The sequence below is a fragment of the Hydrogenophaga sp. genome (assembly GCF_030656115.1).
GTDB lineage: Bacteria > Pseudomonadota > Gammaproteobacteria > Burkholderiales > Burkholderiaceae_C > Hydrogenophaga.
Genome location: NZ_JAUSOO010000099.1, coordinates 1 through 5,801, shown reverse-complemented (window position 1 = coordinate 5,801; position 5,801 = coordinate 1). Strand labels below are relative to the sequence as shown.

Annotated in this window: 6 protein-coding genes and 1 pseudogene; 4 read left to right on the top strand and 3 right to left on the bottom strand. The window is 67.3% G+C overall.

Translation table 11 applies throughout. The features are described 5' to 3' along the window. A pseudogene (locus Q7J58_RS12810) lies at positions 1 to 127 on the bottom strand (fumarylacetoacetate hydrolase); the annotation flags it as partial. Between the two features lie 201 nt (positions 128 to 328). Here Q7J58_RS12810 and Q7J58_RS12805 point away from each other — a divergent pair. The 3 genes from Q7J58_RS12805 (at position 329) to Q7J58_RS12795 (ending at position 2,934) form a co-directional block, all read left to right on the top strand. Next, positions 329 to 1,216, top strand: a complete 888-nt coding sequence (locus Q7J58_RS12805; protein ID WP_304828490.1) for an IclR family transcriptional regulator — start codon at positions 329 to 331, stop codon at positions 1,214 to 1,216. Positions 1,217 to 1,222: 6 nt separating this feature from the next. Beyond that, positions 1,223 to 2,485: a DUF3108 domain-containing protein gene (locus tag Q7J58_RS12800; protein WP_304828487.1), complete on the top strand. Its 1,263-nt coding sequence runs from the start codon at positions 1,223 to 1,225 to the stop codon at positions 2,483 to 2,485. 164 nt (positions 2,486 to 2,649) lie between these two features. After that, a complete protein-coding gene (locus Q7J58_RS12795) occupies positions 2,650 to 2,934 on the top strand; it encodes a DUF3567 domain-containing protein (RefSeq protein ID WP_304828485.1) in 285 nt (94 codons plus the stop codon). A gap of 91 nt (positions 2,935 to 3,025) precedes the next feature. On the opposite strand, the gene Q7J58_RS12790 is transcribed toward Q7J58_RS12795, so the two are convergent. Continuing rightward, on the bottom strand, positions 3,026 to 4,108 hold the full coding sequence (locus Q7J58_RS12790) for an AbrB family transcriptional regulator (protein WP_304828482.1): 1,083 nt from the start codon (positions 4,106 to 4,108) through the stop codon (positions 3,026 to 3,028). A 99-nt stretch (positions 4,109 to 4,207) separates the two neighbouring features. On the opposite strand from Q7J58_RS12790, the gene Q7J58_RS12785 reads away from it, so the two are divergent. After that, positions 4,208 to 5,020, top strand: coding sequence for a ChaN family lipoprotein (locus tag Q7J58_RS12785; protein ID WP_304828479.1), 813 nt, complete (start codon positions 4,208 to 4,210; stop codon positions 5,018 to 5,020). Positions 5,021 to 5,046: 26 nt separating this feature from the next. On the opposite strand, the gene Q7J58_RS12780 is transcribed toward Q7J58_RS12785, so the two are convergent. Then, the coding region (locus Q7J58_RS12780) for an aminotransferase class III-fold pyridoxal phosphate-dependent enzyme (RefSeq protein WP_304828476.1) at positions 5,047 to 5,801 on the bottom strand (755 nt) is incomplete at its 5' end.

Sequence of the window (5,801 nt, the reverse complement as noted above, 5' to 3'; positions counted from 1 at the left end):
TCCAGTCGTCCAGCGCCTGCTGGAGCTTGTGGGCGATGCCGGTCGCATAATGCGCGGTCGAAAGGTCGCGGGAAACCACCACCAGTTGTCCGTCGCGCGAGCCGTCTTTGTAAGTGGCGAGTTTCATGCATGTCTCCTGCTTCAGTTTCAATGAAATGCCATCATGGCAACCGGGTTGGCCGCACCCCCGGAGTGGGCGGATACGACCGCATGCCATGGCGCGCCGTCACGCACCACGAGTTACGGATAGTGAAATAAGTTAACCTATCCGTAAAAATTGGAATTTTAGACCAAAGCCCTGTCCCCCGTTGATTGCTCTTCAAACACCATGCCCGCAGCCCTGCCCTCCGACGCCGACACCCCTCGCAAGACACCGGCCGCCACCGACAGCCCGGACGATGGCGAGCACCTGCGGGCCGGCATCCAGTCGGTGGAGGTGGGGTTTGAGCTGCTCAACGCCCTGTCCCACGCGCCCGGTGCGCTGATGCTGCGCGACCTGGCCGCCGCCGCCGGCATGAGTGCGGCCAAGGCGCACCGTTATCTGGTGAGTTTTCAGCGCATGGGCCTGGTGATGCAAGACCCGGTGAGCACCCGCTACGACCTGGGGCCGGCCGCCCTGCGCCTGGGCCTGGCCAGCCTGAGCCGCATCGACGCCGTGAAGCTGGCCCGCGAGCGCGTGCCCGCGCTGCTGCTGGAAACCGGCCACACGCTGGCCATTGCGGTGTGGGGCAACCAGGGGCCCACCATGGTGCACTGGGCCGAAGCGCCGCAAACCGTGCCCGTGACACTGCGCCTGGGCGACGTGATGCCGCTGCTGACCTCCGCCACCGGACGCTGCTTTGCCGCCTTCATGGGCACCGAAGGGCGCGATGCCGAGCGCATTGCCCCCATGATCCGCGACGAGCTGACCCGGCTGAAAAAGCTGCCCCACAACGCCATGCCCTTGCTGGACGTGCCCCAAACCCAGCAGGCGGTGCAGGCCATGCTGAATGAGACCCGCCACCACGGTCTGGCGCGCGTGGTGCACAGCCTGGTGCCCGGCGTGGGCGGTTTTTGCGCGCCGGTGTACGACGCCCAAGGCCGGCTGGCGCTGGGCCTGGTGGTGCTGGGCTCGGTGGCCACGCTCGACACGCAATGGGACGGCGCCCCGGCCAAGGCTTTGCTGCGCTGCGCCCGCCAGCTCAGCGCCGACCTGGGGCACCAGCCCCTCGCGTGAACCCCTGTGAGCCCACTGCCTGAGCACCCACACGCCGCACCGCGCTGGACCACCCTGGCCCTGCTCGGCACAGCGGTGCTCGGTGTGCATCTGACGCTGTTGGTGGGCGACCTGAGCAGCCTGCCCGCACCCCTGGCCCCCAGCGCACCGATCGCATCGTCTGCATCCACAGCAGGCACCGCAGAGCCACGCAGCACCGACATCGGTACAGCGGCGCCACCGCCGGCACCACCCCGCGCCACCCTCAGCACGGTGCGCTGGATCGTGGCGGCCACGCCAGTGCCAGCGCCGACACCCCAGCCGGTGGCGCGCGTCGAACCGCCCCCTCCCAGTCCCCCGGTGGCACGCCCCAAGCCAACGCCCAGGCCCTTGCCCGCCGAAACCGAGGGGGGTGCTGCGCCGAACACAGATGGCGCAGCCCCTGCAGCGGGTGGTGCGGTTGGTGATGCGGTCATTGGTGCGGTGGCGGTTGCGCCGCTGCCCGCCACCGCACAGCCCGAAGAGACAACGCCCACCGAAACACCCGAAGCCACGCCCAACACCGAGGTGGTGGGATCGGCCGCACCGGTGCCAGCAGACACCAACAACCCACCGCCTTACCCGGCGCAGCCTGCGCACAGCGAGCCCCGCCCACCCGCGCAGCCACCCGCCAGCACGCATCTGGTGTACGGCGTCACCGGCACCGTCAAAGGCCTGAATTACAGCGCCAGCGGCACGCTGGACTGGACCCACGCCGACGGCCGCTACAGCGCTCGCATGGAGATGCGCGTTCTGCTGCTGGGCAGCCGGGTGCAAACCAGCACCGGGCGGGCGGACGGCAGCGGCTTGCTGCCCGAGCGTTTTTCCGACAAAAGCCGCAGCGAACGCGCGGCCCATTTTGACCATGCGCAGCAAACCATCCGCTTCAGCAACAACCGGCCCGATGCCCCCCTGCAACCCGGCGCCCAGGACCGGCTGAGCCTGTTTATGCAACTGGCTGGCCTGCTGCAGGCCCAGCCCGCAGCCTACCCAGCGGGGCAGACCATCTACCTGCAGGTGGCGGGCACCAGCGACGCCGACATCTGGCGCTTTCGGGTGGCTGAAGAGGAAACCCTGGCGCTGCCCGCCGGCAGCCTGCGCACCCGCCATCTGGTGCGCGAACCCCGCGAGCCACGCGACAGCCTGATCGACATCTGGTTCGCCACCGACTTGGCCCACCTGCCAGTGCGCATCCGCATCACCCAAGACAACGGCGACCGCGTGGACCAACAGCTCAGCCGAATGCCTTGACCCTGGAAACGGCACCCGGCTGTACCCAAAATGCCACGGCCCTTGAAACATCCCTGAACGTATCCACCTAAAAAGCAGGTCCAATACCCTATCGACTGACAATTGCCGATATAAGGTCATCAGGAACACCGGTTTTTTCTACCTTTTGGAAGGATATTTCAGTCATGCACATGCTTTACGACTCGGATGCCTTTGCCGTGGTCCACATCCTGGCCAATGCGCCCACCGAAGGCGACAACATCATTGCCGACGGCCCCCAGATCCCCCGCCACGGCTTTGAGATCGTGGACAAACGCTCGGGCAAAGAGGTGTACCTCGACGGCTCCTGGGCCGAAATGTTCCAGCTCCAGATCACCGCCTGGCAGCAAACCACCCCCTCCCAGGAAGAAGTGGAAGACACCCTGGAAGGCTACGCCGGCCTGGCCCAGATGCCGGTGGTCATGCACTGAAAGGCTGAGAGCCTTTCGTTCACGCCCGAAAAACGCTCAGCCTCTGACGCCCCAGCGACCGCCCACAGCCCGGTTTGCACCGGGCTTTTTTTCAACGCTGCCGCGCGCTCCACCACCGGAACACCGGCTCGGCCAACAACAACACCGCCACCAGGCGACACACCTGAAAAGCGGTGACCACCGGCACGCCCAGCTGGAGCACCTTGGCGGTGATGGCCATTTCGGCAATGCCGCCGGGCGACGTGCCCAGCACCAGGGTGGCCGGGTGCAGACCGGTGAGCCCGGCCAGCACCCAGGCCACAGCGGCGCACAGCCCCATCATGACCCCACTGGCCAGCGCCACCGAGGCCATCCAGCGCGGCGCGGTGTGCACAAACGCGGGCGTAAAACGCACCCCCAGACTCACCCCAATCACCAGCTGGGCCGCGTTGGTGAGCCCGCTCGGAATGGCAGACCATCCCACCCCCGACAAGGTGAGCCCCATGGACACCAGCAGCGCCCCCATGAACCACGGGTTGGCACGCCCCAGGCGCCGCATCAGCAGCGCACCCACCAGCGTCAGGCCCGCGAGCCAGACCAGGCCCTCCACCTGCACCGCACGCAGCGCCGCAGGCAGCCGGTCAAGGCCCTGCACACCCCAGAACTGCAGCGCAAAGGGAATGGTCAGCGTGACCATCAGCACCCGAAGGCTGTGGGCAGCGGCCACCAGATCGGTCCGGGCGCCGTGGCGTTCGGCGATCAGCGTCATCTCTGAAGCGCCGCCAATGGCGGCCGCAAAATAGGTGGTGCTGCGCAACTGCGCCGGGCTCAGCGCAGGCCAATGGGCCGCATGGTGGTGGCGCAGCCAGGCGCCAAAACCCAGCCCCAGCGCCAGCGCCCAGGCAATGCCTAGCGCAATCGCCCACCACAAACCAGCGATCAAGGCGCCCACCTGCGGCGTGAAATACAGCCCCAGGGCCGACCCAATCACCCACTGCCCGGCGTTGCGAAACGGCACCCAGCTTTCGGTGCGCCCGCCCAGCACCGAGGCCAGTGAGGTCGCCACCAGCGGGCCGATCATCCAGGGAATGGGGGTGTTCAGCCAGACACACAGACGTGCGGACGCATAGGCCAGCAACAGCGTCAGGGCCACGCGGCGCCAGGCCACAGGAGATGGGGGAAGGAAGGACAGCACTCGGGTTTCTGCGGGGATCACCCGCGATACTGGCGGGCCGCGTAGTATCCCTGCATGAACTGTCTAAGCGCTGTCACCCGGGGCCGACATACGACCGTTGTGGGTATCTTGCTGTGCGCTGCGCTGACCGCGTGCGGCAGCACCACACAGCCCAACCAAGCCCATGCAGCCTGGCTGGCGCCCGTCGGACAACTACTGCCTGCCACCCCCTTGTTGCTGCTGGGCGAACAGCACGACGCGCCCGAGCACCAGGCCCTGCAGCGCGAAACCGTGCAGACACTCAGCCAGGCCGGTCGGCTGGCTGCGGTGGTGATGGAAATGCTGGAACAAGGCCATCAGACCACCGGCCTGCCCCCCAGCGCCAGCGAAGCCGAGGTGCGCCAGGCCTTGCAATGGAGCGACGAAGCCCACGGCGGCTGGCCCTGGATGGTGTACGGCCCGGTGGTGATGGCGGCGGTGGGGGCGGGCGTGCCGGTGCTGGGAGGCAACCTGCCGCGCGCGCAGATGCGCACCGCCATGGGCGACAGCACCCTGGACCCGCGGCTGCCTCCGGACGCACTGGCGCAGCAGCAAAACCACATCCGCGAAGGGCATTGCAACCTGCTGCCCGAACACCAGATTGCACCGATGACCCGCATCCAGATCGCCCGCGACCGCAGCCTGGCCGCCGTGGCGGTGGCCGCGCTGCGACCCGGGCAAACGGTGCTGCTGGTGGCGGGCAATGGCCATGTGCGGCGCGACCTGGGCGTGCCCCAGCACCTGCCCGCCGGTCTGCAGCACCACGTGGTGATGGCGCAAGCCGGGTCAAACCCCGCAAGCCCACCCAAACACCAGGCCGACACCGTGTGGACCACGCCCCCGCGCCCACCCACCGACCATTGCGCGGTGCTGAAGCAGCAGATGAGGCGGTAAAACCCCAGCCGCTCAGCGCCTGCCGTTCAAACCACCCGCTTGATCGCGTCGGCCAGCACGCCGACCATGGTGTCGATGTGCGACTTTTCCACAATGAAAGGCGGTGCAAACACCAGGTTGTCGCCCGCGTTGCGCACCAGCACGCCGCGGTGGTAGCAGTCCATGAACACATCAAACGCGCGCTTGCCCGGCAGTCCGGGCAACGGCGCCAGCTCCACCGCAGCGGCCAGCCCCAGGCTGCGGATACCGATCACGTGGGGCAGCCCCTTGAGCGCGCTGTGCATGGCGTCGCCCAGCATCGGGCCCATCTCGCCCGCGCGTTCAAACAGCTGCTCTTCGCGGAACAGGTCCAGCGTGGCAATGGCCGCTGCGCAGGCCACGGGGTGGCCCGAATAGGTGTAGCCGTGGAAGAACTCAATGGCGTGCTCCGGCGCACTGCCGTGTGCGCCCATCATGGCGTCATAGATGCGGTCGGTACACACCACGCCACCCAGCGGAAACACGCCGTTGGTCACCGCTTTGGCGAAGTTCAGCATGTCGGGCTGCACGCCGTAATAGTCAGACGCAAAGGCGGTGCCCAGACGGCCAAACCCGGTGATCACCTCGTCAAAGATCAGCAAAATGCCGTGCTTGTCGCAAATCTCCCTGAGCCTTTTCAGGTAACCCTGCGGCGGCACGTACCAGCCCGCACTGCCCGCCACCGGCTCCACGATCACGGCGGCGATGTTGCTCGGGTCGTGCAGCGGCAAGATGCGGTTTTCCAGCTCCAGCAGCAGGTCTT

Bases quoted from the DNA above. Each gene is read 5' to 3' on its own strand.
- Q7J58_RS12805 (WP_304828490.1), top strand. From the start codon at position 329: ATGCCCGCAGCCCTGCCCTCCGACGCCGACACCCCTCGCAAGACACCG.
- Q7J58_RS12795 (WP_304828485.1), top strand. From the start codon at position 2,650: ATGCACATGCTTTACGACTCGGATGCCTTTGCCGTGGTCCACATCCTG.